This is a genomic window from Enterobacter sp. BIDMC93, assembly GCF_001037805.1.
GTDB lineage: Bacteria > Pseudomonadota > Gammaproteobacteria > Enterobacterales > Enterobacteriaceae > Enterobacter > Enterobacter hormaechei_C.
On sequence record NZ_KQ089962.1, the window covers coordinates 183,514 to 210,303 of the forward strand.

Annotated in this window: 27 protein-coding genes; 10 read left to right on the forward strand and 17 right to left on the reverse strand. The window is 56.3% G+C overall.

Annotated features, from left to right (window positions below):
• Positions 1 to 87: 87 nt before the first annotated feature.
• From SK58_RS00815 to ghrB, 6 genes are all read left to right on the forward strand, one after another.
• On the forward strand, positions 88 to 750 hold the full coding sequence (locus SK58_RS00815; protein WP_015569987.1) for an OmpA family lipoprotein: 663 nt from the start codon (positions 88 to 90) through the stop codon (positions 748 to 750).
• A 179-nt stretch (positions 751 to 929) separates the two neighbouring features.
• Positions 930 to 1,946, forward strand: a complete 1,017-nt coding sequence (locus tag SK58_RS00820) for a LacI family DNA-binding transcriptional regulator (protein WP_015569988.1) — start codon at positions 930 to 932, stop codon at positions 1,944 to 1,946.
• A gap of 102 nt (positions 1,947 to 2,048) precedes the next feature.
• Positions 2,049 to 2,798, forward strand: coding sequence for a sugar phosphate isomerase/epimerase family protein (locus SK58_RS00825; RefSeq protein ID WP_045333503.1), 750 nt, complete (start codon positions 2,049 to 2,051; stop codon positions 2,796 to 2,798).
• Positions 2,799 to 2,801: 3 nt separating this feature from the next.
• A complete protein-coding gene (locus tag SK58_RS00830) occupies positions 2,802 to 3,740 on the forward strand; it encodes a sugar kinase (RefSeq protein WP_017694734.1) in 939 nt (312 codons plus the stop codon).
• 117 nt (positions 3,741 to 3,857) lie between these two features.
• A complete protein-coding gene (locus tag SK58_RS00835) occupies positions 3,858 to 5,138 on the forward strand; it encodes an MFS transporter (protein WP_023302911.1) in 1,281 nt (426 codons plus the stop codon).
• A 27-nt stretch (positions 5,139 to 5,165) separates the two neighbouring features.
• Entirely contained in the window at positions 5,166 to 6,140 is a 975-nt protein-coding gene (gene ghrB, locus SK58_RS00840) for a glyoxylate/hydroxypyruvate reductase GhrB (protein ID WP_023302910.1), read from the forward strand.
• A 58-nt stretch (positions 6,141 to 6,198) separates the two neighbouring features.
• On the opposite strand, the gene cspA is transcribed toward ghrB, so the two are convergent.
• Together cspA and SK58_RS00850 are read right to left on the reverse strand one after the other, a co-directional pair.
• On the reverse strand, positions 6,199 to 6,411 hold the full coding sequence (cspA, locus tag SK58_RS00845; RefSeq protein WP_003860775.1) for a transcription antiterminator/RNA stability regulator CspE: 213 nt from the start codon (positions 6,409 to 6,411) through the stop codon (positions 6,199 to 6,201).
• Between the two features lie 244 nt (positions 6,412 to 6,655).
• Positions 6,656 to 7,366 (reverse strand): DUF3053 domain-containing protein, encoded by a 711-nt coding sequence (locus SK58_RS00850; RefSeq protein ID WP_017383576.1) that lies wholly within the window; start codon positions 7,364 to 7,366, stop codon positions 6,656 to 6,658.
• A 330-nt stretch (positions 7,367 to 7,696) separates the two neighbouring features.
• On the opposite strand from SK58_RS00850, the gene SK58_RS00860 reads away from it, so the two are divergent.
• Positions 7,697 to 7,984 carry an HTH-type transcriptional regulator gene (locus tag SK58_RS00860; protein WP_003860776.1) on the forward strand — a complete coding sequence of 96 codons (288 nt, stop codon included), beginning with the start codon at positions 7,697 to 7,699 and terminating at the stop codon, positions 7,982 to 7,984.
• A gap of 38 nt (positions 7,985 to 8,022) precedes the next feature.
• Here SK58_RS00860 and SK58_RS00865 read toward each other — a convergent pair whose 3' ends face one another.
• The 3 genes from SK58_RS00865 to ubiD form a co-directional block, all read right to left on the reverse strand.
• On the reverse strand, positions 8,023 to 9,642 hold the full coding sequence (locus tag SK58_RS00865) for an ABC-F family ATP-binding cassette domain-containing protein (RefSeq protein ID WP_048219213.1): 1,620 nt from the start codon (positions 9,640 to 9,642) through the stop codon (positions 8,023 to 8,025).
• Positions 9,643 to 9,858: 216 nt separating this feature from the next.
• Positions 9,859 to 10,560 (reverse strand): NAD(P)H-flavin reductase, encoded by a 702-nt coding sequence (fre, locus tag SK58_RS00870; RefSeq protein ID WP_045329441.1) that lies wholly within the window; start codon positions 10,558 to 10,560, stop codon positions 9,859 to 9,861.
• Between the two features lie 39 nt (positions 10,561 to 10,599).
• Positions 10,600 to 12,096: a 4-hydroxy-3-polyprenylbenzoate decarboxylase gene (ubiD, locus tag SK58_RS00875; protein ID WP_023295742.1), complete on the reverse strand. Its 1,497-nt coding sequence runs from the start codon at positions 12,094 to 12,096 to the stop codon at positions 10,600 to 10,602.
• 169 nt (positions 12,097 to 12,265) lie between these two features.
• Between ubiD and rfaH the strand changes: the two genes are divergently transcribed.
• Positions 12,266 to 12,757, forward strand: coding sequence for a transcription/translation regulatory transformer protein RfaH (gene rfaH / locus SK58_RS00880; protein WP_003860779.1), 492 nt, complete (start codon positions 12,266 to 12,268; stop codon positions 12,755 to 12,757).
• On the opposite strand, the gene tatD is transcribed toward rfaH, so the two are convergent.
• The 9 genes from tatD to udp all read right to left on the reverse strand — a co-directional run bounded on the left by tatD (position 12,754) and on the right by udp (position 20,663).
• The gene (gene tatD, locus SK58_RS00885) at positions 12,754 to 13,536 is read right to left on the reverse strand and encodes a 3'-5' ssDNA/RNA exonuclease TatD (RefSeq protein ID WP_017694739.1); all 783 of its coding nucleotides are present in this window, start codon (positions 13,534 to 13,536) and stop codon (positions 12,754 to 12,756) included. The genes rfaH and tatD overlap by 4 nt on opposite strands.
• A 41-nt stretch (positions 13,537 to 13,577) precedes the next feature.
• Positions 13,578 to 14,348, reverse strand: a complete 771-nt coding sequence (gene tatC / locus SK58_RS00890) for a Sec-independent protein translocase subunit TatC (protein ID WP_015569997.1) — start codon at positions 14,346 to 14,348, stop codon at positions 13,578 to 13,580.
• A 2-nt stretch (positions 14,349 to 14,350) separates the two neighbouring features.
• A complete protein-coding gene (gene tatB / locus SK58_RS00895; RefSeq protein WP_003860783.1) occupies positions 14,351 to 14,893 on the reverse strand; it encodes a Sec-independent protein translocase protein TatB in 543 nt (180 codons plus the stop codon).
• A 3-nt stretch (positions 14,894 to 14,896) separates the two neighbouring features.
• Positions 14,897 to 15,151, reverse strand: a complete 255-nt coding sequence (gene tatA / locus SK58_RS00900; protein WP_003860787.1) for a Sec-independent protein translocase subunit TatA — start codon at positions 15,149 to 15,151, stop codon at positions 14,897 to 14,899.
• Between the two features lie 76 nt (positions 15,152 to 15,227).
• Complete coding sequence (gene ubiB / locus SK58_RS00905) at positions 15,228 to 16,868, reverse strand: ubiquinone biosynthesis regulatory protein kinase UbiB (protein ID WP_017383580.1); 1,641 nt, start codon at positions 16,866 to 16,868, stop codon at positions 15,228 to 15,230.
• A complete protein-coding gene (locus tag SK58_RS00910; RefSeq protein WP_045348415.1) occupies positions 16,865 to 17,470 on the reverse strand; it encodes a ubiquinone biosynthesis protein UbiJ in 606 nt (201 codons plus the stop codon). The genes ubiB and SK58_RS00910 overlap by 4 nt, the downstream gene beginning before the upstream one ends.
• Positions 17,471 to 17,483: 13 nt before the next feature.
• Entirely contained in the window at positions 17,484 to 18,239 is a 756-nt protein-coding gene (ubiE, locus tag SK58_RS00915; protein ID WP_003860790.1) for a bifunctional demethylmenaquinone methyltransferase/2-methoxy-6-polyprenyl-1,4-benzoquinol methylase UbiE, read from the reverse strand.
• A 66-nt stretch (positions 18,240 to 18,305) separates the two neighbouring features.
• Positions 18,306 to 19,763 (reverse strand): DNA recombination protein RmuC, encoded by a 1,458-nt coding sequence (gene rmuC, locus SK58_RS00920; protein WP_017383581.1) that lies wholly within the window; start codon positions 19,761 to 19,763, stop codon positions 18,306 to 18,308.
• Between the two features lie 138 nt (positions 19,764 to 19,901).
• Complete coding sequence (gene udp / locus SK58_RS00925; RefSeq protein ID WP_003860792.1) at positions 19,902 to 20,663, reverse strand: uridine phosphorylase; 762 nt, start codon at positions 20,661 to 20,663, stop codon at positions 19,902 to 19,904.
• A 259-nt stretch (positions 20,664 to 20,922) separates the two neighbouring features.
• On the opposite strand from udp, the gene SK58_RS00930 reads away from it, so the two are divergent.
• On the forward strand, positions 20,923 to 21,729 hold the full coding sequence (locus tag SK58_RS00930) for a dienelactone hydrolase family protein (RefSeq protein WP_003860793.1): 807 nt from the start codon (positions 20,923 to 20,925) through the stop codon (positions 21,727 to 21,729).
• 47 nt (positions 21,730 to 21,776) lie between these two features.
• Here SK58_RS00930 and metE read toward each other — a convergent pair whose 3' ends face one another.
• Positions 21,777 to 24,038: a 5-methyltetrahydropteroyltriglutamate--homocysteine S-methyltransferase gene (gene metE, locus SK58_RS00935; protein WP_048219217.1), complete on the reverse strand. Its 2,262-nt coding sequence runs from the start codon at positions 24,036 to 24,038 to the stop codon at positions 21,777 to 21,779.
• A 116-nt stretch (positions 24,039 to 24,154) separates the two neighbouring features.
• Between metE and metR the strand changes: the two genes are divergently transcribed.
• The gene (metR, locus tag SK58_RS00940) at positions 24,155 to 25,108 is read left to right on the forward strand and encodes an HTH-type transcriptional regulator MetR (protein WP_015570000.1); all 954 of its coding nucleotides are present in this window, start codon (positions 24,155 to 24,157) and stop codon (positions 25,106 to 25,108) included.
• Here the strand turns inward: metR and SK58_RS00945 are convergent.
• Together SK58_RS00945 and yigL are read right to left on the reverse strand one after the other, a co-directional pair.
• Complete coding sequence (locus SK58_RS00945) at positions 24,996 to 25,895, reverse strand: carboxylate/amino acid/amine transporter (protein ID WP_048219219.1); 900 nt, start codon at positions 25,893 to 25,895, stop codon at positions 24,996 to 24,998. The two genes, metR and SK58_RS00945, sit on opposite strands and share 113 nt — an antisense overlap.
• 82 nt (positions 25,896 to 25,977) lie before the next feature.
• A complete protein-coding gene (yigL, locus tag SK58_RS00950; RefSeq protein ID WP_015570001.1) occupies positions 25,978 to 26,778 on the reverse strand; it encodes a sugar/pyridoxal phosphate phosphatase YigL in 801 nt (266 codons plus the stop codon).
• Positions 26,779 to 26,790 lie beyond the last annotated feature (12 nt).

Below are 26,790 nucleotides of genomic sequence, written 5' to 3' on the forward strand. Positions count from 1 at the left end.
TATACACTGAATTTTCTCCGTATCCGGACGTCATAATCCACTGCCACGTCCATCGTGGCAAAGAATAAAAAGGATTAAGGAAATAAGATGAAAAAACGCGTACTCGTTATTGCCGCTCTGGTGAGCGGCGCACTGGCTGTTTCTGGCTGCACAACCAACCCTTACACCGGTGAACGCGAAGCGGGCAAATCCGGCATTGGCGCGGGTATTGGTTCCCTGGTGGGCGCTGGCGTTGGCGCACTCTCCTCCTCCAAGAAAGATCGCGGCAAAGGTGCACTGATTGGCGCAGCGGCAGGCGCAGCCCTGGGCGGCGGCGTGGGTTATTACATGGACGTGCAGGAAGCAAAACTGCGTGACAAAATGAAAGGTACGGGCGTGAGCGTGACGCGCAGCGGTGACAACATCATCCTGAACATGCCAAACAACGTGACCTTTGACAGCAGCAGCGCGACGCTGAAACCCGCAGGCGCGAACACCCTGACCGGCGTGGCCGCAGTGCTGAAAGAGTACAATAAAACTGCCGTGAACGTGATTGGCTACACCGACAGCACCGGCAGCCAGGATCTGAACATGCGTCTGTCCCAGCAGCGCGCCGATTCCGTGGCCAGCTCGCTGATCGCCCAGGGCGTAGAAGCGAACCGCATCCGCACCAGCGGCATGGGTCCGGCTAACCCGATCGCCAGCAACAGCACGGCGGAAGGCAAAGCGCAGAACCGCCGCGTTGAGATTACGTTAAGCCCGGTGCAGTAGTTAAAAGCAAAACGGCAACCCCGTTGCCGTTTTTAGTGTTTGCGCCCTCTCCCGTGGGAGAGGGTTGGGGTGAGGACATCAGACCGCAACCTCCGGTAAGCGCAGCGCCACCCGGTAAATTGCTTGATTCGCCAGATTTTCCCGCTAAGGTATTCTCACTAAATTCAGGGAAATCAGCGATGATCAAACCAACCCGGGCCACCATCAGCGACGTGGCGAAAGCCGCCAAAACCGGTAAAACCAGCATTTCACGCTACCTCAACGGCGAGAAACACCTGCTTTCCGATGCGCTGCTGGCGCGAATCGAACAGGCCATTGCCGATCTCGACTACCGTCCCAGCCTGATGGCGCGCGGCCTCAAGCGGGGACGCACCCGTCTGATTGGCCTCATCATCGCCGATATCACCAACCCCTACTCCGTAAACGTCCTCAGCGGCATCGAAGCGGCGTGCCGTGAGAAAGGCTTTACCCCGCTGGTCTGTAACACCAATAACGAGGTTGATCAGGAGCTGCATTACCTCGATCTGCTGCGCAGCTATCAGGTGGAAGGGATTGTGGTGAATGCCGTCGGGATGCGAGAAGAGGGGCTAAATCGCCTGCAACAATCCTCTCTGCCAATGGTGCTTATTGACCGAAAAATCCCGGAATTTGCCTGCGATGTGGTCGGGCTGGATAACACCCAGGCGGCTACCACCGCCACCGAGCACCTGATTGAACAGGGCTTCGAAGCCATTTTATTCCTGAGCGAACCGCTGGGCATGGTTAACACCCGCCGCGACCGCCTGGCTGCATTTCGTGCCACGCTGGCGCGATATCCCGGCGTGATCGCCGAGAATGCCGAAATCCCCCTGCATGAAGCCGGGCAGCTGGATAATACCCTGCGCCAGTTCCATACCCGCCATCGGGGAATGCGCAAAGCGGTGATCTCCGCGAACGGGGCGCTGACGCTTCAGGTTGCCCGCTCGCTTAAACGCATTGGCCTGCACTGGGGCAGCGACATCGGCTTACTCGGCTTTGATGAACTGGAGTGGGCAGAACTTGCTGGCGTAGGCATCACCACCCTCAAACAACCCACCTGGCAGATCGGCTATGCCGCAGTTGAACAAGTGGTTCGCCGCATTGAAGGCACCCGCGACGCCGTACGCGAGCAGGTTTTTTCCGGCGAGCTGATCGTTCGCGGCTCTACTGCCCGTTAATTTCCCCTTCGTGACAGCGATCATAAATTCAGCATCCCGATCTTTTCTTTGGAACCGGTTCCATCTAGCGTAATACTATCGATTACGCTCTGGAGTCAGGAAATGAGCAGGAAAATTATGGTGGTCACCGCCGCGTATGGCGCGGACCAGGTGCGACAGGCAGGCGGTCAACGGGCGATGCTTCCCGTTATTGCCGGCGCAGGAGCTGATGGCGTTGAAATCCGCCGCGAGCTCTTCAGCAACGACGAGTTAATGGCCCTGCCTGCGCTCGGCGAGTCCATTGAACTGCTGGGTTTACTGGCGTGCTACTCCGCCCCGGCCCCCCTGTTTATGCCCGATGGCACCCTCAACCCGGATCTCCCGCGCTACCTTAGCGAAGCCAGCACCCTGAACGCGCTGTGGCTTAAAGTCTCGCTGGGTCATTTCAGCGACAAACAGCCCCTTGAAGCCCTGCGCACACTGCTGGATGAAAGCGGCATGACGCTGGTGGTGGAAAACGACCAGACCGACTGCGGGCAGCTCGCGCCGATGCAGCGTTTCAAAGCCGCCTGCCGGGTAATGGCGCTGCCGGTCACGCTGACGTTCGATATGGGCAACTGGCTGTGGGTTGGCGACTCCCCGGAAGAGGCTGCACGTCAGCTGGCTCCCGCCGTGAGCTATATTCATGTTAAGGCCGCGGTCCCACATAAGGCGCAGTTCCGCGCCGTCGCGCCGGATCAGGCCGATTCTCGCTGGCGGGATCTGCTTAATCAGCTCCCTGCCGATGCGCCACGCGGTATCGAATTTCCGCTGGAAGGGACGGATCTCACCGCCGTCACCCGCCATTACGTCAACCTGCTGCGCGAGGAGTAAACCATGCACAAGACGCTGGATGTCATCACCATTGGCGAGGCCATGGCGATGTTTGTCGCCACCGAAACGGGCGAGCTGAGCGCAGTGGAGCACTTCATTAAACGCGTGGCAGGTGCCGAGCTGAACGTCGCGACGGGACTTGCGCGGCTGGGGCTGAATGTCGGCTGGGTAAGCCGCGTGGGAAATGACAGCTTTGGCCATTTCGTTCTCGACTCGCTGAAAAAAGAGGGCATTGATGCCGCAGGCGTGACCCTTGACGGACGCTTCCCGACGGGCTTTCAGCTGAAATCTAAAGTTGAAAATGGAACCGATCCCATCGTGGAGTATTTCCGCAAAGGCTCAGCGGCAAGCCATCTCTCCGTGGATGATTATCACGCCGCGTATTTCTCCTCCGCGCGCCACCTGCACCTGAGCGGCGTGGCGGCGGCGCTCTCGGCCAGCTCGTACGATTTACTGGATCATGCGGCTTCGGCAATGAAAGCGCAGGGCAAAACGATCTCCTTTGATCCTAACCTGCGCCCGGTGCTGTGGAAAAGCGAAGCGGAGATGGCTGAGAAACTCAACCGACTGGCGTTTCAGGCGGACTGGGTTCTGCCGGGCATAAAAGAGGGAATGATCCTCACTGGCGAAAGCACGCCCGAAGGCATTGCTGATTTTTACCTCAACAAAGGGGTAAAAGCCGTGGTGCTAAAAACCGGTGCCGACGGCGCATGGTTTAAAACTGCCGACGGTGAGCAAGGCGCTGTCGCTGCGGTAAAAGTCGACAACGTGGTCGATACCGTGGGCGCGGGCGATGGGTTTGCCGTCGGGGTTATCAGCGCCCTGCTGGAGGGCAAACCACTGTCGCAGGCCGTGGCGCGAGGCAACAAAATTGGTTCGCTGGCGATTCAGGTGCAGGGTGACAGCGAAGGATTACCAACACGAGCAGAGCTCGGCGTCTAAATTCCCTCTCCCTGTGGGAGAGGACCAGGGTGAGGGCAGCAATCCGCACCAGATAATTAAGCCACCGTGTACCCTACAGACAACGGCGGCAACAACCTCAACAACAGAGGCAAGCCTATGAACAGTTCGACCAATGCAGTAAAACGCTGGTGGTACATCATGCCAATCGTGTTTATCACGTACAGCCTGGCGTACCTGGATCGTGCCAACTTCAGTTTCGCATCCGCCGCCGGGATCAACGAAGACCTCGGGATCACCAAAGGGGTCTCCTCCCTGCTGGGTGCCCTCTTCTTCCTGGGTTATTTCTTCTTCCAGATCCCCGGCGCGATTTACGCTGAACGCCGCAGCGTGCGAAAGCTCATTTTCATCTGCCTGATCTTATGGGGTGCCTGTGCGTCGCTTACTGGCGTGGTGAATAATATTCCTGCTCTGGCGGCTATTCGCTTTATTCTCGGCGTGGTTGAGGCGGCCGTCATGCCAGCAATGCTGATTTACATCAGCAACTGGTTCACAAAATCGGAGCGTTCACGTGCTAATACGTTCCTGATACTCGGTAACCCGGTCACCGTGCTGTGGATGTCGGTGGTTTCCGGCTATCTGATCCAGTCCTTCGGCTGGCGCGAGATGTTCATCATCGAAGGGGTTCCCGCGATTATCTGGGCCTTCTGCTGGTGGGTGCTGGTGAAAGATAAACCAGCCCAGGCGAAATGGCTTTCTGAGGACGAAAAAGCCGCGCTCCAGGCACAGCTGGATAAAGAGCAGCAGGGGCTGAAAGCGGTGCGTAACTACGGCGAAGCCTTCCGCTCACGGAACGTTATTCTGCTGTGCGCACAATACTTTACCTGGAGTATTGGCGTGTACGGCTTTGTGCTGTGGCTGCCGTCGATTATCCGCAGCGGCGGTGAAAACCTTGGCATGGTGGAAGTGGGCTGGCTGTCATCGGTGCCTTACCTGGCTGCGACCATCGCGATGATTATCGTCTCCTGGGCATCGGACAAGCTGCAAAACCGTAAGCTGTTCGTCTGGCCACTGCTGCTGATCGCTGCTTTTGCCTTCATTGGCTCCTGGGCCGTAGGCGCAAACCACTTCTGGGTCTCGTACACTCTGCTGGTGATTGCGGGTGCGGCCATGTATGCCCCGTATGGTCCGTTCTTTGCCATCATCCCGGAAATGCTGCCGCGTAACGTCGCAGGGGGCGCGATGGCGTTGATCAACAGTATGGGCGCGCTGGGTTCGTTCTTTGGCTCGTGGTTTGTGGGCTATCTGAACGGCACCACCGGCAGCCCGTCGGCCTCTTACATCTTTATGGGGGTGGCGCTTTTTGCCTCGGTATGGCTTACTTTGATTGTTAAGCCTGCTAATAATCAACAGCTACCCGTCGGCGCACGCCACGCCTGAATCCTTTTAAAATCAACGGAGATTAGCATGAAGCCGTCCGTCATTTTGTACAAAGCACTGCCTGAAGATCTGCAAAAACGCCTGGAGGAACACTTTACCGTTACCCGGGTAAAGAACCTCAGCCCGGAAACCGTGGCGCAGCACGCCGACGCGTTTGCCAGCGCCGAGGGCCTGCTGGGTTCGAGCGAAAAGGTGGATGCAGCGCTGCTGGAGAAAATGCCGAAGCTTCGTGCTACCTCAACCGTTTCGGTGGGATACGACAATTTCGACGTGGATGCGCTAAACGCACGCAACATCCTGCTGATGCACACGCCGCATGCCCTGACGGAAACCGTCGCCGACACGCTGATGGCGCTGGTGCTCAGCACCGCCCGTCGCGTGGTGGAAGTGGCCGAGCGCGTGAAAGCGGGCGAATGGACGAAAAGCATTGGCCCGGACTGGTTCGGCGTGGACGTTCATGGCAAAACGCTGGGGATTGTTGGGATGGGCCGTATCGGTCTGGCGCTGGCACAGCGCGCCCATTTTGGCTTCAGCATGCCCATCCTGTATAACGCACGCCGTCACCACAGTGAAGCTGAAGAACGTTTCAACGCCCGCTACTGCGAGCTTGATACGCTGTTGCGGGAAGCCGACTTTGTCTGCCTGATCCTGCCGCTGACGGATGAAACGCGTCATCTCATCGGCAAAGCGGCCTTTGAAAAGATGAAGAAGTCGGCCATTTTCATCAACGCGGGTCGTGGTCCGGTGGTCGATGAGAAGGCGCTGATTGAGGCACTGCAAAACGGTGAGATCCACGCAGCCGGTCTGGACGTGTTTGAACAGGAGCCGCTGCCGGTGGATTCTCCGCTACTGACCATGCCGAACGTCGTCGCCCTGCCCCACATCGGCTCTGCCACTCATGAAACACGCTACAATATGGCGGCGACCGCCGTGGATAATCTGATTGCCGCGCTCGGCGGTAAAGTGGATAAGAACTGCGTTAACCCACAGATACAACAGTAGAAACGAAAAAACCCGCCAGAAGGCGGGTTTTTGAATTTTGTGCTACTGGGCTGGAAGCTTACAGGCTTACAACGTTACCAGCTGCTGGGCCTTTAGCGCCGCTTTCGATGGTGAAGGAAACTTTCTGACCTTCATCCAGAGATTTGTAGCCATCGTTCTGGATAGCAGAGAAGTGTACGAACACGTCTTTAGAGCCATCGTCAGGAGTGATGAAGCCGAAACCTTTATCAGCGTTGAACCATTTTACCAGACCAGTCATTTTAGCAGACATAGAAATTACCTTATTAACAAATATATTGTGCCTTCCGGCTTGATGGATTGCGTTACAGATTTTTAAGCGATGAAGGAAGGGTCACTACGAAGGGTATCTATGGATAACAATCTGGACTGCTTTACTAAACTGCTTTAGGTCTGTGTAACAAACCGACGAACATAGTTATACCGATGTGGTAGATGAATGACAAGCGTTATTTTCATCAAGCATAAAAAAAACCCCGCCGAAGCGGGGGTTTTTCTTATTCCGTAGCAGCGACCGCTGCGCTCCAGGCCTGGCTAAAGGCCTGATGCTGGGACGCGAGCGGCCCGATCAGCGCGTTGTACTGGCTCGCCTGCTGGGAGGTCGGGAACTGGATACCGTTAGAGACGAAGCTCACCTGCGTACCTTGTTCACTAATAAAGTCACCCACCTGAACCAGCTGCTGAGTAAAGACCTGCGCCGCCGGTATCAGCGGTTGCAAGGCGTTTGACGGCTTGGTCACGACTTTCTCATACACCTGGTCATAGACCGGTTTGAGATCCTCGCCCTGCTTCAACGCGGAACGCGACGCATCAGCCTGCATTTTGGCATTTTGCAGCTGCTGGCTCAGTACCCCAAGCGCGCCATTTGACTGGCGCAGCGGTTCGCGCTGGGTCATATAATCCTGTGGAACGCGGATGGCATTCACGCTATCCACTACCGGGCGAATACCGGAATCCATCGCCTGGCTTACCTGCTGTGAATAGCCATACAGAATGGCGTAATCCGACACGAATGGACCAAACTGTTTTTTCTGATCCGCAGTCAGCGTTGGTAAACGCTCGCCGCTACGCATCACTGTATTCTGTAGAAAATCGATAAACGCTTTGCGCTGATCGCCTTCTTTATCGAAACACCCACTCAGGCTAACAACCATCAACAACGCCGCAATAGGCGCAAACCAGCGAGAGCAGGACTTTCCTGTCGCCATTTTATTACTCCTTTCACCCAAAAAGCGCACACCGGCACACGCGTGCCCAACGCTGACAAGGATAGTCCAGGTCAGCCTTGCAAGATAGAGTTTTCATGCAAAACGGGTATTCCCGTTTTTGTACTGACTATTTACAAAAAAATACCTGTGCATCCCTACATATGACTAATCAGGTAATTAGCATAACTATCCATATAGCTGAAACGCGTAAAGCGATCGTTATCGCACAATTAATCACAGCCGTGACGATCCTGTGTCTGGTTTAGGGACTATTCTTAACAGGCTCTCTGATGTTCATGATCCCGATGTGTGATTTATGAGGAGTTCTCAATGGAATTAAAAGATCCTGAGTTTGAGCTGCTGAGCAGCCTGGAACAGATTATTTTTAAAGATGTACCGCCGACGGTTACCCTGAATCAAAAGTCCAATCCTTTTAGTGAATTTGAGCGTTTACGCAAAGGATCGGGCCTGAAAACAGATGAATTCGCAAGAGCGATGGGTGTCAGCGTAGCGATGGTGCTGGAGTGGGAGTCAAAACGTGAAAAACCTACCCCAGCCGAGCTAAAGCTGATGCGCCTGATCCAGGCAAACCCTGACCTTCGCAAGCAGTTAGCCTGATAAAGTTTGTTTGCCCCCGCCCTTGCGGGGGCTTGTGTTTACAGACTTTCACATCGCCATCCCGTCTCTTCCCACACCAGTTCATGCGTCAGCTTCAGCCCTGCCAGAAAGGCTTCATCATGCGACACCACCAGCAGCGCGCCGGGGTAATCGGCTAAGGCCGCTTCTATGGCCTGAACAGAGGCCAGATCAAGATGGTTGGTCGGCTCATCCAGAAGCAGCAGTTGCGTTGCCGCTTCACGCCACAATACGCAGGCCAGCGCGGCCTTCAGGCGCTCGCCGCCACTCAGTTCGGCCAGTGGTAGTGTCACTTTCTCTGCGCCCAGCTGAAGCTGCGCTAAACGGGTACGCAGCGCCCCCTCTTCGAGCGGCGTATTGCCCAGGCTAAGGTGTGTCATCACCGACTTCGAAAGATCCAGCCGGGAAAGATGCTGATCGAGATAAGCACACCTGACGGAGACCTTACAGGTTCCCGTAACAGGGGCGGTTTCGCCCAACATCACTTTCAACAGCGTGGATTTTCCACAGCCGTTCGGCCCGCGTAGCGCCACGCGCATCGGGCCATCCATTCGCCAGTTTATCGGGGAGACAGGCACGTGCGGAAGCACCAGTTCTTCCAGCACCAGAACCTGTTTTCCTTCCGGGATTTCACTGCCCGGCAGGGTAAACATCACCGCGTTCTCCTCTTCAACCCGCTCGCGTGCCTGGTTGACCGCAGCGTTCAGAGCATGATTTTGATCGCTATGCTGTTTTTTCCAGGAACCAATACGCTCTTTCGCCGCCCCTTTGTATTTGACCCGTTCAAACGAGGCGATGTTAAGGCTGTCGACCGTGCGAAGCGTTTTGGCTGAACGCCGCAGGCTGTCGTCATGCTCTTTATGCATACGGGCGCGGGTACGCTTGCGTTCGGTGGCAGCATGCTCCAGCGCGGCGCGGGCAGCCAGCTGCTCAGCATCACGCTGGGTTCGATAGCCAGCATAATTCCCACCGTAGCTGCGCAAGCCCAATGCGCTCAGTTCAAGGATACGCGATACCTGGGCCAGCAACTCACGGTCGTGGGAGGCCACCAGCACCCCGCCCTGATACCGGGAAAGCTGACCGTAGAACCACTTGCGGCCTTGCCTGTCGAGGTGGTTGGTCGGTTCGTCCAGCAGCAGGTAATCAGCATCTGCGGCGAATGCGCCGCACAGCAAGGCACGAATGCGCTCGCCGCCGCTCAGCTCTGCCGCGCGTTTATTCGGGTCAAAAGGGAGAAGTTTTGCAGCGATAAAAGCCTGGCTCAGCCGTTCAGCCAGATCCCAGTAACCGTCGAGCGTATCGAGATCGTCGGGTTCATAATGACCGCTGTCGATGCGCGTGCGCGCCGCAAAGATCGCGTCGTAACCAAGCAGTCCGGCAAGAGTCGTATCCGCAGAAATATCCTGCTGCTGCGCCACATAGACGTGTGTATCAAAGCGCTCAATATGACCGCTGGCGGGTTCATCAACCCCTGCCAGCAGCCGCAGAAGACGTGTTTTACCGCTGCCGTTGCGGCCAACCAGCGCGCACACTGACGCATCCAGAGAAAGATTCAGCGGACCAAAAAGGATATCGCCCGTCGCAAACTGACAGGTGACCTGATGCAAAATAAAAGAGGGGGACTGCGCAAAATGAGCCATAAGCACTCCTGAATGAAATCAAAACATCCCCTGCCGACGCGGTGCGTTGAGCAAGGATCGAAATTCATCAGTCGTGTTTGTTCATTTTTGGGGGGCGCTCCTGAGGGCGAAATTTAACGGGAACAAGAATAACGGCAATGCGCCGCCCATTTCAAGGTTAAATTTTCGCCAGGCTAATGCCCGAGCGTAAAAAACCCGCCGAAGCGGGTCTCTCAATCAGATAAACGCAAACGCATCGCCAAACAGACGATCTTCCCGCGCGTCACGCTCGTTGCAGAACAGGTCGCGGGCAATTTTTGCCATTTCAAAGCGACCGGCAATATAGATATCGTGCCCGGCCAGCGTCCCGTGATCCTGCAATACCGCAGTCAGCACCGTACCGCTGCGCCCGCGCCAGCCCTCTTCCGGCTGCTCGACAACCGGCTCGATGCGCAGGTTTGGATGATTTACGCTCAGCGCTTCCAGCTCAGACAGATCGTAAAGATGCTTCTCTTCACGACCGCCCCAGTAGATGGTGATATCGCGATTCGGGTTGCGCCCCAGCGCGGTCAGCAGAATAGAGCGGACATAAGAGAAGCCCGTGCCACCGGCAATCAGGATCAGCGGACGGTCTTCGTCTTCACGCAGCCAGGCCTCGCCATGAGGAATATCGACCACGATTTCACGCTCTTTCAGGATGCGGTCCATCACGGCCATCGCGTACAGGTTAAGCTCAGACGCACCAATATGCAGCTCAATAAATTCCTTCTCTGCTGGCGTTGAGGCCATAGAGAAAGGACGCTTATCACGCTCGTCCATCACGACCATCAGGTACTGACCGGCACGGAATGAGAATGCCGCTTCAGGAACCAAACGGACGCGATATACGGTGTCGGTAATAGCATCTACCGACGTCACTTTACAGCTTAAGGTTGTCATTCGCTCTCTCTGTCGGGAAGTCTATAGGGCTAAACGGTCTTATTCTGCCTTACCGTTATTCATTATGGCCAGCTCGTCCCAGATCGCGTCAATTCGCGCGGTCACGGCAGGATCCTTTTCGATCGGGCGACCCCATTCACGGTCGGTTTCGCCAGGCCATTTGTTCGTGGCATCCAGTCCCATTTTTGAGCCAAGGCCGGAAACCGGCGAGGCAAAGTCCAGATAATCAATCGGCGTGTTTTCCACTAACACCGTATCACGCGCCGGATCCATACGCGTGGTGATGGCCCAGATGACGTCATTCCAGTCGCGGGCATTGACGTCATCATCGCAGACAATCACAAACTTGGTATACATAAACTGGCGCAGGAAAGACCATACGCCCATCATCACGCGCTTAGCGTGACCGGCATACTGCTTCTTCATCGTCACCACCGCCAGGCGATACGAACACCCTTCCGGCGGCAGATAAAAATCAACGATTTCCGGGAACTGCTTTTGCAGGATCGGCACAAACACTTCGTTCAGCGCCACGCCAAGCACCGCCGGTTCGTCGGGTGGACGGCCGGTATAGGTGGAGTGATAGATGGCATCTTCACGCTGGGTAATGTGGGTGACGGTGAACACCGGGAAGTTATCCACTTCGTTGTAATAGCCGGTGTGGTCGCCGTACGGCCCTTCGGGCGCCAGCTCGCCCTGTTCAATGTAACCTTCCAGCACAATCTCTGCGCTGGCCGGTACTTCCAGGTCATTGGAGATGCACTTCACCACTTCGGTTTTGGTGCCGCGCAGCAGCCCTGCAAAGGCATATTCAGACAGCGTATCAGGAACAGGCGTCACCGCGCCCAGAATGGTTGCCGGATCGGCACCCAGCGCGACGGAAACCGGGAAGCGTTCGCCCGGATGGGCCGCGCACCACTCCTGGAAATCCAGCGCCCCACCGCGATGGGACAACCAGCGCATGATGAGCTTGTTCTTGCCAATCAGCTGCTGGCGATAAATGCCGAGGTTTTGACGCTCTTTATGCGGCCCACGCGTCACTGTGAGGCCCCAGGTGATCAGCGGTGCGGCATCGTCAGGCCAGCACTGCATGATGGGAATTTTGGTCAGATCCACCGCATCGCCTTCCAGCACTTTTTGCTGGCACGGCGCACCGCGCAGGCGTTTGGTGGGCATGTTCAGCACCTGCTTAAACTGCGGCAGCTTGTCGAACAGGTCGCGGAACCCTTTTGGCGGCTCCGGCTCTTTAAGAAAGGCCAGCAGTTTGCCCACTTCACGTAACGCCGTGACATCTTCCTGTCCCATCCCCAGCGCCACGCGGCGAGGTGTGCCAAACAGGTTGCACAGCACCGGCATGGCGTAGCCTTTTGGGTTTTCAAACAGCAACGCCGGGCCGCCCGCGCGCAGGGTGCGGTCAGCGATTTCTGTCATTTCCAGATACGGATCAACAGGAAGCGTAATGCGTTTGAGTTCGCCCTGCTTTTCCAGCAGCGCCAGGAAGTCGCGTAGATCGTGGTATTTCATGCAGTTAATCATGGCCTCTCTGTAAGCGCTTCATTATACGGCGTAAGACCGCGTGATGCTGTAATTTTGTTAAATTAGCGTGAACTTCCACGACTTACTCTCTTTTTCGCCATTATAATCACCTTAGCGATCCCGCCAGGGTTTTGGTATGCTTGCGCCCCGAACAATGGGAAGAGTGATTATGCAGGCCTGGTATTTACTGTATTGCAAACGCGGGCAACTTCAGCGCGCGCAGGAACATCTTGAACGTCAGTCTGTTAACTGCCTGACACCCGTGATCACGCTTGAAAAAATGCAGCGTGGAAGACGCACGACCGTCAGTGAGCCTCTGTTCCCGAACTATCTGTTCGTCGAGTTCGACCCCGAAGTGATCCACACCACGACGATCAGCGCCACGCGCGGCGTCAGCCATTTTGTGCGTTTTGGCGCCCATCCGGCAAGAGTACCGTCATCGGTTATTCATCAGCTTTCTGTCTACCAGCAGCCTGAAGATATTACCGATCCGGAAACCCCTTATGCCGGCGACAGCGTGGTGATCACCGAAGGCGCCTTTGAAGGGTTACAGGCCATCTTCGCTGAGCCGGACGGTGAAGCGCGCTCCATGCTGCTGCTCAACCTGCTGAACAAAGAGGTGTTGCAGAGCGTTAAAAACACCGATTTCCGCAAAGTTTAGAACTGCACGCCGAACAGACGACGCACGTTATCATCGGTTTGTGCTGCCAGCCACTGGGCATCTTCTCCGCGCCAGTGCGCCACTCGCTCAGCAATATGCCCCAGGTAGGCCGGTTCATTACGTCGTGATGGCGGTTTGGGCTGCATATCCCGGGGCAACAGATACGGCGCATCCGTTTCCAGCAGCAAACGATCGGCCGGGATAACGGGTAACAGCTCACGCAGTTCCAGCCCACGACGCTCATCGCAGACCCAGCCCGTGATACCCAAATACAGCCCGCGGTTCAGGCAATCCAGCGCTTCCTGACGGGAGCCCGTAAAGCAGTGCAACACCGCGCCCGGCAGTTTCTCCAGCCAGGGTTCCAGTAGCGCCATAAAACGTTCATGCGCATCGCGACAGTGCATAAACACCGGCATCTCCAGCTCTGCTGCCAGCGCGAGCTGGGCGGTAAATGCCTTCTCCTGCTCTTCAGGTGTCGAGAAGTTACGGTTGAAATCAAGCCCGCATTCGCCAATGGCAACCACTTCTGGCGTTTGTGCCAGACGATGAAGCGCCTCAGCGCTTTCATGCGTCCACTGGCTGCTGTCATGAGGATGCACGCCTGCGGTGGACCAGCAGTGTTGATAGCGTTGCGCCAGCTGCCGTGCCTGCTCACTCTCATGCAGATTCGTTCCCGTCAGTAGCAGCCCACCCACGCCGGCGGCAAAGGCGCGCGCCACCACCTCATCGTGGTCTTTCGCAAACTGGGCGCTGGTGAGGTTAAGCCCGATATCAAACATACGTATCCCCATATGACAACCGCCCTGACGGGCGGTTGGTTTTATTCTTTAGTAGTCTCTTCAGACGGCTCGTCTTCTTCGTCCCGGGTACGCCCCTTTCCGACGTAGAAACGAGCGAAGAACACGCCGACTTCAAACAGGCAGTACATAGGTATCGCCAGTAAGGTTTGCGAGAAGACGTCCGGTGGCGTTAACAGCATACCTACGACAAATGCCCCCACCAGGATGTACGGGCGCTTCTTACGCAGATCGTCAGGCGTGGTCACCCCCACCCAGCAGAGCAGGACAATTGCTACGGGCACCTCGAAGGCGACACCAAAGGCCATAAACAGCGCCATCACGAAGCTGAGGTAGCTGGCGATGTCCGTCGACACCTGTACCCCTTCCGGTGCGGTATGCGTCAGGAAGCCGAAGGCCAGCGGGAAGACAACGAAGTAGGCGAACGCCATGCCGATATAAAACAGCAGCGAACTGGACACCAGCAGCGGAATAACCAGCTTGCGTTCATGCTTGTACAGCGCGGGCGCCACAAATGCCCAGACCTGATACAAAATGACCGGCGCAGAGGCAATCAACGACACCCAGAAGGTCAGTTTGATCGGGGTAAAGAACGGTGAAGCAACGTCTGTTGCAATCATCGTCGCGCCCAGAGGCATCTGTTTAATCAGCGGCGCGGAAACCACCTGATAGATATCGTTGGCAAAATAGACCAGACATAAAAAAATGAGGAAAACCGCAATAATGCAGTTTAACAGGCGCTTACGCAGCTCAATGAGGTGCGTAATAAGCGGTTGAGTATCATCTACTGCCATGTTTACGCTTTATCACTCGACGAGGGGGATGATTCGGAAACGGGCGCGGCGGGTTTTACCTCAGCCGTTTTGACCACGGGCTCTTCCGGCGGCACCTGCTTTTTCACTTCGGGCTCCTGCGGCGATTGCTCTGGCGAAGCAGCCTGATGCTCCGCGCTGGAAGGCGTTACACCCTCGCGCTGCTCTTCGCTACCCTTCACCACCGGATTGTGGATGGTGTTTGCTTCATCGCTCGCCTTCTCAGGATCGTTAATGCTGTAAGAACGCTTCATGGATTCCGCCGCTTCGCGCAACTCATCCATTGATGCTTTCAGCTCCGGCGTCAGGTTGTCCATGCTCGCCTTTTCAACCTTTTTCAGGCTGTCCTGAAATTCCTGAAGCTTCAGCTCCTGCGCCAGTTCGTTCTGCACGGTAGTTGCCAGCGAGCGAAGCGCCCGCACCCAGCCCACGACGGTTTTCACCGCAACGGGTAAACGCTGCGGCCCCAACACAATCAGACCAATCACAAAGACCAGCAGTAACTCACCAAAACCAATGTCGAACACGAATTACACCTGCTCTTTATCGTGACGTTTAGCCTCTTCCTTTTTGGCTTCGTCCTGCTTATCGGCGATGGATTTAGCGGTAAAATCAGCATCCTGACTGGTTTTTTCCTGCTTATTCTCATCATCGCTCATGGCTTTCTTGAAGCCTTTGATTGACGCGCCCAGGTCGGAACCAATCGATCCGAGTTTTTTCGTGCCAAACAGCAGCACAACGATGACGGCAATGATCACTAACTGCCAGATACTGATACCACCCATGCGTGTTCCCCAGTGATAGATGATTAATTAGTCAGATCGCATTATACGTATGCAATCTCTCGATAGCGACGCTAATTCAGCGCGTTTTTCGCCAGCCAGCAAGCCAGACAACCACACCGGCAGCCATAATCCAGGCTGGCATCATTTCCCAGTCCGGACGATTGATCAACAGCAACGTGCCGCTTATCAGCAGCGTCGCGCCAATTCCGAAGAGATAGCGGGACTGCCCCTGACGCACGCGACTGGATTGAAGCTCGTGCGCGATTTTATCCATGCTGTGCTGAAGGTTCTTGCTCTGACGCAAACTGTCGTAAACCAGTTCAGGAATTTCAGGCATTTTTTCAATCCAGAACGGGCCTTTCTCTTTAAGCGAGCGAACCAGGGCTGGAATACCGACCTGATCCTTAATCCAGGATTCGAGGAACGGTTTCGCGGTTTTCCACAAGTCTAACTGAGGATAGAGCTGGCGGCCTACGCCCTCAACGTAAAGTAATGTTTTCTGAAGTAAAACTAATTGTGGCTGCACTTCCATATTGAAACGGCGTGCGGTGTTGAACAGGTTGAGCAGGACGTGTCCGAAAGAGATCTCCGAGAGCGGCTTTTCAAAAATCGGCTCACAGACGGTGCGGATCGCAAATTCAAACTCTTCCACGTTGGTATCTGGCGGAACCCAGCCTGAATCCACGTGCAGCTCGGCCACCTTACGGTAGTCGCGATTGAAGAAAGCGATAAAGTTCTCTGCGAGGTAGCGCTTATCCTCTTTATTCAGCGAGCCGACAATACCGCAGTCGATGCCGATGTATTTCGGATCTTCCGGGTGCTCATAGCTGACGAAAATGTTGCCCGGATGCATGTCTGCATGGAAGAAGCTGTCGCGGAAAACCTGAGTAAAGAAGACCTGCACGCCACGCTCGGCCAGCAGCTTCATGTTGGTGCCCTGTTTTTCCAGCGCCGCCACGTCCGAGACCGGAATACCGTAGATACGTTCCATCACCATCATGTTCTGACTGCAATAGTCAGAATAGACTTCAGGAACATACAGCATCGGGCTGTCTTCAAAGTTTCGACGCAGCTGAATGGCGTTCGCCGATTCACGCAGCAGGTTAAGCTCGTCAATCAGCGTTTTTTCGTATTCCCGAACCACTTCCAGCGGACGCAGACGGCGACCATCCGGCAACAGACGCGGCACCCAGCGAGCCAGGCGATAAATCAGCTTCATGTCTGCTTTGATAACCGGCAGGATATCCGGACGAATCACTTTGATGACCACCTCTTTGCCATTTTCCTTCAGGCGCGCGGTGTGAACCTGCGCAATAGAGGCAGAGGCCAGGGGCTGAATATCGAAATCATCAAACCAGGTCTCGATGGGGATATTGCCCATCGCTTCTTCGATTTGTTTCTTCGCTCTCGCTCCATCAAACGGAGCAACGCGGTCCTGCAATAGCGCGAGCTGATCGGCAATCTGCGGTGGGAAAAGGTCGCGACGTGTTGAGAGCATCTGCCCAAACTTGATCCAGACCGGGCCCAGCTCCTGTAACGCAAGACGCAGGCGTGCGCCCAGCTCCTGATCCTTATGGCGATTCGGCATCCAGAACAGCGTGCGACGCCAAAGCCGAAGCGGCAGGGTAATACGCATTCTGGGGATAAGCTCGTCGAGCCCGTAGCTCAAAAAGGTGCGAACGATAAAATAGAGGCGCCGAATTTCACCAGGCGTCATTTGCCCTCCAGTTTTTCCAGCCGTTTGGTTAACGCATCAACTGCGCGCTCAACTGCCGCGGTCTCTTCTGCAAACCAGGCGACTTCTAAAGGCCCCGGCGCCATACGCCACTCTTCGGTCAGCACCTCGGCAGCGTAGCGCTGTTGACGGAGCAGACCTTTACGAAGGAAAGCGGAACCCGTGCGCAGCGTTTTGCTTATACCTTCAGCCGCGATGTCGCCGATATAGGGCGCCATCAGTTCCGCCGGGTCGAGTTCAGCCTGATCGCTGAGTGCAACGAAGTTCTGTACCACCTGAATATCGCCTTCGACCTCCAGCTCACCGCTGCGAATAAGCGCCGTCATCTGCTGACGGTCACGCAGTTTTGGCAATACGCTCATGTGCGTAATCACCGAGCAGTCAGCCTCGCCTTCCCACTCACCCAGAACGTCAAGCTGGCGTTCGCTGAAGACCAACACAAGCGGCGTCGAGAACTCCTTTAAAACGATGCGCAGCACCTTTCCGTTAAGCCGCTGACGTGCGGTTTTCAGCGCCGGAGCGCGATACAGAAAGGCATTCAGCACATTCTCGATGCCAGCGGTGACTAAGGGTTTAATGGGCACGGGAAACCTCCACTCAGAACTTGTAACCACGATGCAGCGCGACGACACCCGCCGTCATATTGAAGTATTCCACGTTTTCAAACTCCGCATCCTGCATCATCGCTTTCAGCGTGTCCTGATCCGGGTGCATTCGGATGGACTCGGCCAGATAACGGTAACTTTCTGCATCGTTTGCCACCAGCTCGCCGATGCGCGGCAGAACGTGGAAGGAATAGGCATCGTAAGCTTTGCTCAGCGGGTCGATAATCGGTTTAGAAAACTCGAGTACCAGCAGTCGACCGCCCGGCTTAAGCACGCGGTACATGGAGCGCAGCGCTTTATCTTTATCGGTCACGTTACGCAGACCGAAAGAAATGGTGATGCAGTCGAACGTATTATCCGGGAACGGCAGCGCTTCGGCGTTGGCCTGAACATATTCAACGTTGCCTACCACGCCGATATTACGCAGCTTTTCGCGTCCCATTTTCAGCATGGAGTCGTTGATATCCGCCAGCACCACGCGGCCGGTTTCGCCAACCAGACGGGAGAATTTAGCGGTCAGATCCCCTGTGCCTCCGGCTAAATCCAGCACCGTTTGTCCACGGCGCACGCCGCTGCAATCAATAGTGAAGCGCTTCCACAAGCGATGAATGCCAAATGACATCAAATCATTCATCACATCGTACTTCGCCGCCACGGAATGAAATACGTGGGCCACCATGTCAGCTTTCTGCGCTTTGGCGACAGTCTGAAAGCCAAAGTGCGTTGTGTCTTGTGAATCGTCAACCATCTCAGAGCCTGCTAATCAGTCAAATGTTCGTGAAGTGTAACAGATTGGGCGCATTTGCCCTACGTTTCAACCACCGTGAAAGAAACGCGCCGGCTGCGCTTCGGGGGATAAACTCGCCGCTAAATCGTTGTCTTCATTGCGGCTATTTTGCTTACCGTCGCCTTCACGCAGACGAAACTCTTCGTCCTGAGCGGTAGCCTGCTCCACCAGTTCCGGATTAATCTCGCGTTTAACTTCCACCCCCAGGCTGCGAAACGCCTCCGCCTGCGCCAGCAAATTGCCACGCCCGGAGGAGAGTTTTTTCATCGCCTGGCGGTAGTTATCCTGCGCGCGATCCAGGCTTTGCCCCACCGAGGACATATCGTCCACAAACAGCCGCATTTTGTCGTACAGCTTGCTGGCGCGATCGGCAATCTGCTGCGCGTTACGGCTTTGGTGCTCATAGCGCCACAGGTTGGCAATGGTACGTAACGCCACCAGTAGCGTGGTGGGGCTGACCAGCATAATGTTATTTTTCAGCGCTTCGGTGATCAGTTCGGGCTGTCTGTCGAGCGCCAGCAGGAACGCAGGCTCGACCGGAATGAACATCAGCACATAATCCAGCGATCGCAGCCCCGGCAACTGCTGATAATCTTTTCTGCCCAACAGACGGATATGGTTACGCACGGAGGCGATGTGCTCCTGCAACGCTGTTTCGCGGGTGTAGTCATCCTCAGCGTTGAAGTAGCGCTCATAGGCCACCAGCGTCATTTTGGCGTCGATAACCACATCTTTGCCCTGTGGCAGACGAACAATGACATCCGGCTGCATCCGCGAGCGCGCATCGTTCTCAATGCTGACCTGCGTTTCGTATTCGTATCCTTCGCGCAGGCCAGAGGCCTCCAGCACGCGCGTCATGACCACTTCGCCCCAGTTTCCCTGCGCTTTGTTATCACCTTTCAGTGCGCGCGTCAGGTTAACCGCCTCCTGCGCCATCTGCGCATTCAGCTGCTGGAGATTACGAATTTCATGCGCCAGCGTGTGGCGTTCGCGGGCTTCCTGACCAAAGCTGTCCTGTACCTGACGGCGAAAGCCATCCAGCTGTTCACGCAGCGGCGTCAGCAGGCTGTTCAGGCTCTGGCGGTTCTGCTCATCCACGCGGCGATTGCTGTGCTCAAAAATGCGGTTCGCGAGGTTCTCAAACTGCTCGCTAAGACGCTGCTCGCTGTTGATCATCTGACGGATTTTGTCTTCGGCGTGCAGTTGGGTGGACTCAAGACGGGTGGTCACTTCACGGAGATCGGCCTCCAGCGAGGTATTGATATCACGCAGATTGCGCAGTTCGTTATTGAGCAGTTCGCATTCGTCGCGCCAGTGGTCACTCAGCGCAAGCTGTTGTTTCGTCGCGCTAAGTTCAGCGACGATCTCTTCGCGCTCTGCCAGCTGTTCGGCTTTCTGCTGCGCATGCTGGTAGCCGGAAATGAGCCAGCCAATTCCCACGCTCACCAGCGCAATCACTGCATAAATCAGGATTGAGATATCCACAATGCCCCCTGCATCAACGTATTACCGCACAAAATAGAATTGTGCTGTATGAACGTCCAGTTTGAAAGGGTTTTCCTGCGAGGCGTTACGCAAAAAGAAAAGGCCGAGCATGTCGGCCTTTCAGCACTGAAGAGAGAATTAGATCAGGCGGCGCGCCGCTTCAACCACGATTTTCACCGCATGGCTTTCAGTCTGCTTCATGGTTTCAGCGTTCGGGATCTCCTGCTGAGTACGGTTGACGATAACGCCCGCCACCATACCGGCACGCAGACCCTGGCTTGCGCACATGGTCAGCAGCGTCGCAGATTCCATTTCGTAGTTCATGACGCCCATCGACTGCCACTCTTCCATGGAGCCTTTGAAACGGCTCACCACGCGACCAGAGAAGGTGTCGTAACGCTCCTGGCCCGGGTAGAAGGTGTCGGAAGAGGCAGTTACGCCCACGTGGGTGGTGGCGCCCACGGACTTCGCGGCTTCAACCAGCGCGGTGGTGCATTCGAAATCGGCCACTGCCGGGAATTCCATCGGTGCAAAGTGCAGGCTTGCCCCGTCCAGACGCACGGAGGCGGTGGTAACCAGCACGTCGCCCACGTTGATGTGCGGCTGAATGGCGCCGGTGGTGCCGATACGCAGGAAAGTACGAATGCCCAGTTGCGCCAGCTCTTCAACGGCGATAGAGGTAGACGGGCCACCAATACCGGTAGAGCACACGATCACCGCTTTACCGTCCAGCTCTGCGCGCCAGGTGGTGAATTCGCGATGTGCTGCCAGCTTAACCGGCTTATCCATCAGCGCGGCGATCTTTTCCACACGCTCAGGATCGCCAGGGACGATAGCAAGCGTAGCCCCTTGTAAATCGTTTTTAGTGAGGCCGAGATGAAAAACATCAGACTTAGACATAGGTGACTCCTCTGTGGGTCGGTTTGTCAGAAGAAGTAAAACGGTACTTTACAGAAGCAATGTGCATTATTTCGTGACACACCTCACCATGAATGAAAATGATTGCAGTTAATTTCCATAAAATAGTGATTCACACCACATTAACAAGTTATATCGCCGGGTGCTGCACAAAAGATAGACGCTATAAGGCACTGTGGATTGTTAACCTGGTGTCTATATTTATCTTTGCGCTAATCCATTCATTGGTACGGAGAATGCCATGACTGAAAAAACCGGTTTTGCACCTGCTGCGGCCCCGCATGCTTCAACCATCGTCTCAACCCCTGAAGAGGCCATTACCGCAGGCGAGACCTCCATTCCCTCCCAGGGAGAGAACATGCCAGCGTACCACGCGCGGCCAAAATCCGCCGATGGCCCGCTGCCCATCGTGATCGTGGTGCAGGAAATATTTGGCGTTCATGAACATATTCGCGACCTCTGCCGCCGTCTGGCGCTGGAAGGTTACCTGGCCGTTGCGCCGGAACTCTATTTCCGTCAGGGCGATCCGAATGATTACAGCGACATCCCGACGCTGTTCAGCAACCTGGTCAGCAAAGTGCCGGACGCGCAGGTGCTGGCCGATCTCGACCACGTTGCCAGCTGGGCGGCGCGCAACGGTGGCGACCCGCACCGTCTGATGGTGACCGGCTTCTGCTGGGGCGGACGCATTAGCTGGCTGTATGCCGCGCACAATCCGCAGCTGAAAGCCGCTGTGGCCTGGTACGGTAAACTGGTGGGTGAAAAGACCCTGAACTCGCCGAAACATCCAGTTGATATCGCCACCGATTTAAATGCCCCGGTGCTAGGGCTGTATGGCGGCCAGGATACCGGCATTCCGCTTGATACCGTCGAGACCATGCGCCACGCGCTGCGGGCGGCAAACGCGAAGGCCGAAATCGTGGTGTACCCGGATGCGGGACACGCGTTTAATGCCGATTATCGTCCGAGCTATCACGCAGAATCGGCGAAAGATGGCTGGCAGAGAATGCTGGCGTGGTTCAGCCAGTACGGCGGGAAGAAAGCGTAATACAAAAAGCCCGGTAGCGGCTGCGCCAACCGGGCAATCCAGCCCCACTACGCCTGACGCAAATTCTGCGCCGCCTGCACCATGTTCGCCAGCGCCGCGCGGGTTTCAGGCCAGCCGCGAGTTTTCAGGCCGCAGTCCGGGTTTACCCACAGGCGTTCCGCCGGAATGCGCTGGGCGGCTTTTTGCAGCAGCGATTCAATCCACTCCACGCTCGGCACGTTAGGGGAATGAATGTCATACACGCCCGGCCCGATTTCGTTCGGGTAGTCGAACTCTTCGAACGACTCCAGCAGCTCCATGTCTGAACGCGAGGTCTCGATGGTGATCACATCGGCGTCGAGCGCGGCAATGGAGTCCATGATGTCGTTAAATTCGCAGTAACACATGTGGGTGTGGATCTGCGTGTCGTCCTTCGCGACGGCCGCGTTGAGGCGGAACGCCTCCACGCCCCACGTCAGATAAGCATCCCAGTCGCTGCGACGCAGCGGCAAGCCTTCACGCAGCGCCGGTTCGTCGATCTGAATGATGCCAATCCCCGCCGCTTCCAGATCCGCCACTTCATCACGCAGCGCCAGGGCGATCTGTTTGGCGATGGTTTCCCGGGATACATCTTCACGCGGGAACGACCAGCAGAGAATGGTCACCGGCCCCGTCAGCATGCCTTTTACCGGTTTGTCGGTCAGAGACTGGGCATACTTCGCCCACTCCACCGTGATCGCTTCCGGGCGGCTGACGTCACCGATCACCACCGGCGGCTTCACGCAGCGGGAGCCGTAGCTTTGCACCCAGCCGTTCTGGGTAAAGACAAAGCCGTCCAGGTGTTCACCGAAGTATTCCACCATATCGTTACGCTCGGCCTCGCCGTGCACCAGCACGTCCAGACCCAGACGTTCCTGCTCGACGATCGCCTGTTTGATGTGCTCCGCAATGCCGGTGCGGTAGTGATTCGCATCCAGATTGCCCTTTTTGAAGTCCAGGCGCAGGCCGCGGATCTCGGTAGTCTGCGGGAAGGAGCCGATGGTTGTGGTCGGCCATGCGGGCAGGTTAAAGCGCGCACGCTGGGCTTCGGCGCGCACTTCATACGGGCTCTGGCGCTGGCTGTCCCGGGCAGTGATGGCCGCCAGACGTTTTTCCACCGCCGGGTTATGCACGCGCGTCGAGTGACGGCGCGCCTGGATCGGCGCGCTCCAGTCGGTAATCGCTGCCGTGTCGCCGCTGTTCAACGCGTCGCGCAGCAGAGCCAGCTCCTCACACTTTTGCAGGGCAAAGGCAAACCAGCTTTTCACCTCAGGGTCGAGTCGGGTCTCCACGCTCAGGTCGATCGGGCTGTGCAGCAGGGAACAGGAAGAGGCTACCCACAATTCACGTTTACCGACAATGTCCTTGATTTGTGCATATTTCCCGGTGAGATCGGCACGCCAGACGTTACGACCATTCACCAGACCGGCAGAGAGCAGCCACTCCGCAGGCAGACGCTTGTGCAACTCTGCCACATCGTCTTTGCCGTGAACGAGATCAACGTGCAGACCCTGAACCGGCAGCGCGGTAATGGTGTCGAGGTTCGGCGTTACGCCCTCGAAATAGGTGGTCAGCAGCAGCTTCACCTGGCCCGTGAGCGCGTCATACGCCGGTTTGAAGGCATCCAGCCACGCCTGCGGCAGCTCAAGCACCAGCGCCGGTTCATCGATTTGCACCCACTGAATACCGCGCTTACCCAGCTCAATCAGAACCTGCTTATAAACCGGCAGAATAGCGTTCAGCAGGCTGAGGCGGTCGAACTGCTCACCTTTCACTTTGCCCAGCCACAGGTAGCTGACCGGCCCCAGCAGCACGGGTTTCACCTGGTGACCCAGCGCCAGCGCTTCGTCCACTTCATCCAGAAGCTGGGTCCAGGTCAGTTTGAACTGCTGGCCCTTAACGAACTCCGGCACCATATAGTGATAGTTAGTGTTAAACCACTTGGTCATTTCCGCCGCTGCCGCTGGCTCACCCGTTGGCGCGCGGCCACGGCCGATGCGGAACAGGGTATCGATATCCACCGATCCATCGTTGTTCTGATGACGAGCCGGCACGTTGCCAAGCAGCAGGCTGGTGGTCAGAACATGGTCGTACCAGGCGAAATCGCCCACCGGCAGCAGGTCTACGCCCGCCTGCTTTTGCTGATCCCAGTGACGGGCGCGCAGCTCGCATCCCACGGCCAGCAGTTCTTCGCGGGTGGCGTTACCCGCCCAGTAGCTTTCTTGCGCTTTTTTCAGCTCGCGACGCAGGCCAACGCGAGGGAAACCGAGAGTGTGAGTGCGGATTGTCATGGCATACCCCTTGTAGAAATTCGTTATTTAGACGTCCAGATGTTTACACTTCTATAATTGGCAGGTACTGTATATTCCTCAAGCGCAAAATGTTCATGCCGAAGTGAAGGACTTTCATGATCGAGATTAAACACCTGAAAACGCTACAAGCGTTGCGGAACTGCGGTTCTCTTGCGGCGGCAGCGGCCACGCTGCACCAGACTCAGTCTGCCCTTTCTCACCAGTTCAGCGATCTGGAACAACGCCTCGGCTTTCGTCTTTTTGTGCGTAAGAGCCAGCCTTTGCGCTTTACGCCGCAGGGCGAAATTTTGCTTCAGCTGGCGAACCAGGTGTTGCCGCAGATTGCCAGCGCGTTGCAGTCCTGCAACGAGCCGCAGCAGACCACTCTGCGCATCGCCATTGAGTGTCACAGCTGTATTCAGTGGCTGACCCCCGCGCTTGAGAACTTCCGCCAGAAGTGGCCGCAGGTGGAGATGGACTTCAAATCCGGCGTCACGTTTGATCCGCAGCCGTCGCTTCAGCAGGGTGAGCTGGATCTGGTGATGACCTCAGATATTCTGCCGCGCAGCGGTCTGCACTATTCGCCAATGTTTGATTTTGAGGTGCGTCTGGTGCTGGCCCCGGACCATCCGCTGGCCGCTAAAACGCGTATCACGCCGGAAGATCTGGCAACGGAGACGCTGCTGATTTACCCGGTACAGCGCAGTCGTCTGGATATCTGGCGCCATTTCCTGCAACCCGCGGGCATCAGCCCACAGCTGAAAAGCGTGGATAACACGCTGCTGTTAATTCAGATGGTGGCGGCCAGAATGGGGATTGCGGCGCTGCCGCACTGGGTGGTCGAGACGGTTGAACGCCAGGGTCTGGTGGTCACCAAAACCCTGGGTGAAGGACTGTGGAGCCGGCTGTACGCCGCCGTGCGTGACGGCGAGCAGCGTCAGCCGATTACGGAAGCGTTTATTCGCTCAGCGCGGAACCACGCGTGCGACCATCTTCCGTTTGTGCGGAGCGCGGAGCGACCCAGCGGCGATGTACCCACAGCGAAGCCAGGATCACCGTTCCCCCAATAAGGAAACTCGGCCAGTGCGGCTGCTCCTGCCAGATGGCGAGGTTCACCAGTAGCCCCGCCGGCACGTGCACATTGTTCATGATCCCCAGCGTCCCGGCGTCTACCTGCGTAGCGCCGTAGTTCCACATAAAATAGCCCAGCCCCGACGCCACCACGCCCAGCCAGACCAGAACGCTCCACTGCACGGAGGTAGTCGGCAGCTTTTGCGGATTGCCGAGCAGAAACCACGCCGCTACCGCGACAATCGCCGCGCCCATATAGAACCACGCAAACGCGTTATGCTGCGGCATCGGGCGGGTCTCCATCAGACGTTTGTAACCCACCATCCCGATGGCAAAGCTGATATTAGCGAGCTGGACGAACATCAGCCCGGTCCAGAAGTGATCGCTTACCTTGTCATAGCGAATAATCGCAGCGCCAATGACTGCCAGCGCAGCGCTCAGCAGATATCCCCAGCGCAAACGGCGCCTGCTGAGCAAGTCATAAATCAGCGTGATGTAGAGCGGCGTCAGCACGGTGAAGAGCAGAAATTCCGAGACGGACAGGTAAACGTAGGCCCGGAAGCTGAACAGGTACATGATGCCGAGCTGCATCGCGCCTACCAGCATGTACAGCAGTATCGTTTTTAGCGACTGCCCGCGGGTACGCAGGAACGGCAGGAACACCAGCGCCGCCAGCACCACGCGCATCAGTACCGAGAAGTAGCTGTCGACCGATCCGGCAAGGTATTCGCCAATCAGACTAAAGGAGAAGGCCCACAGGATAGTGGTGATAATGAGTAGCGCCACAATGCTTGTCTCTCAGAAAGAAGGAGAGGCATTGTAGCGAACTCTTTAGTTGACATCTGAACAATAAACAATCAATTGAAGATTATTCAAGGAACAGTTTGCGCAGATACTTAGGCACGGCGTTATCGCCGTTGGTGCCGATCACTTCCAGCTCCGGGTGCAGATCTTTCAGGCGCTGGTGCGCGTTCTGCATGATGCAGCCTTTACCCGCCATGGAGAGCATCTCGGCATCGTTCATGCCATCGCCAAAGGCGATACAGTCTTTCAGATCAAAGCCCAGCCGTTTCGCTACCGCTTCCAGCGCGTGACCTTTGGACACCCCGCCCGCCATCACTTCCAGACAGGTCAGCGTGGAGAAGCTCACGTTCACGCGGTCGCCCCAGCGGGCGTTGATCGCCTGCTCCAGCGGCAGTAACTCCTCATGATTTACACAGGTGAAGAATACCTTGCTGATCCCTTCCGGCTCCAGCAGACCCGGCTCGTACAGTGAGTACTGGAATACGGCTTCCTTGAAGAAGCGCATCTCTTCCGGGCGATGGCGGTTCATAAACCACTCGTCGTCGCGGTAAACGTTAGTCACGATATCCGGGTTGTTATGCACAATGCCGAACAAATCGGTGGCGATGTCACGATCGAGATTATGGGTAAAAATCAGGTTGCCGTCCGTGTCATGTACGCGCGCACCGTTAGAGGTGATCATGTACGACTTGATCTCCAGGTTATCGCGGATCTGTCCCACGTCCACGTGGTGGCGACCGGTGGCGAACACAAAGTTCACGCCACGGGCAGTCAGGAGTTTTAGGGTCTCTTTCGCATAAGGCGACAGGGTGTGGTCGGGGGAAAGCAGCGTGCCATCTAAATCAGATGCAACAACCTGGTACATAGGGATTTCAAC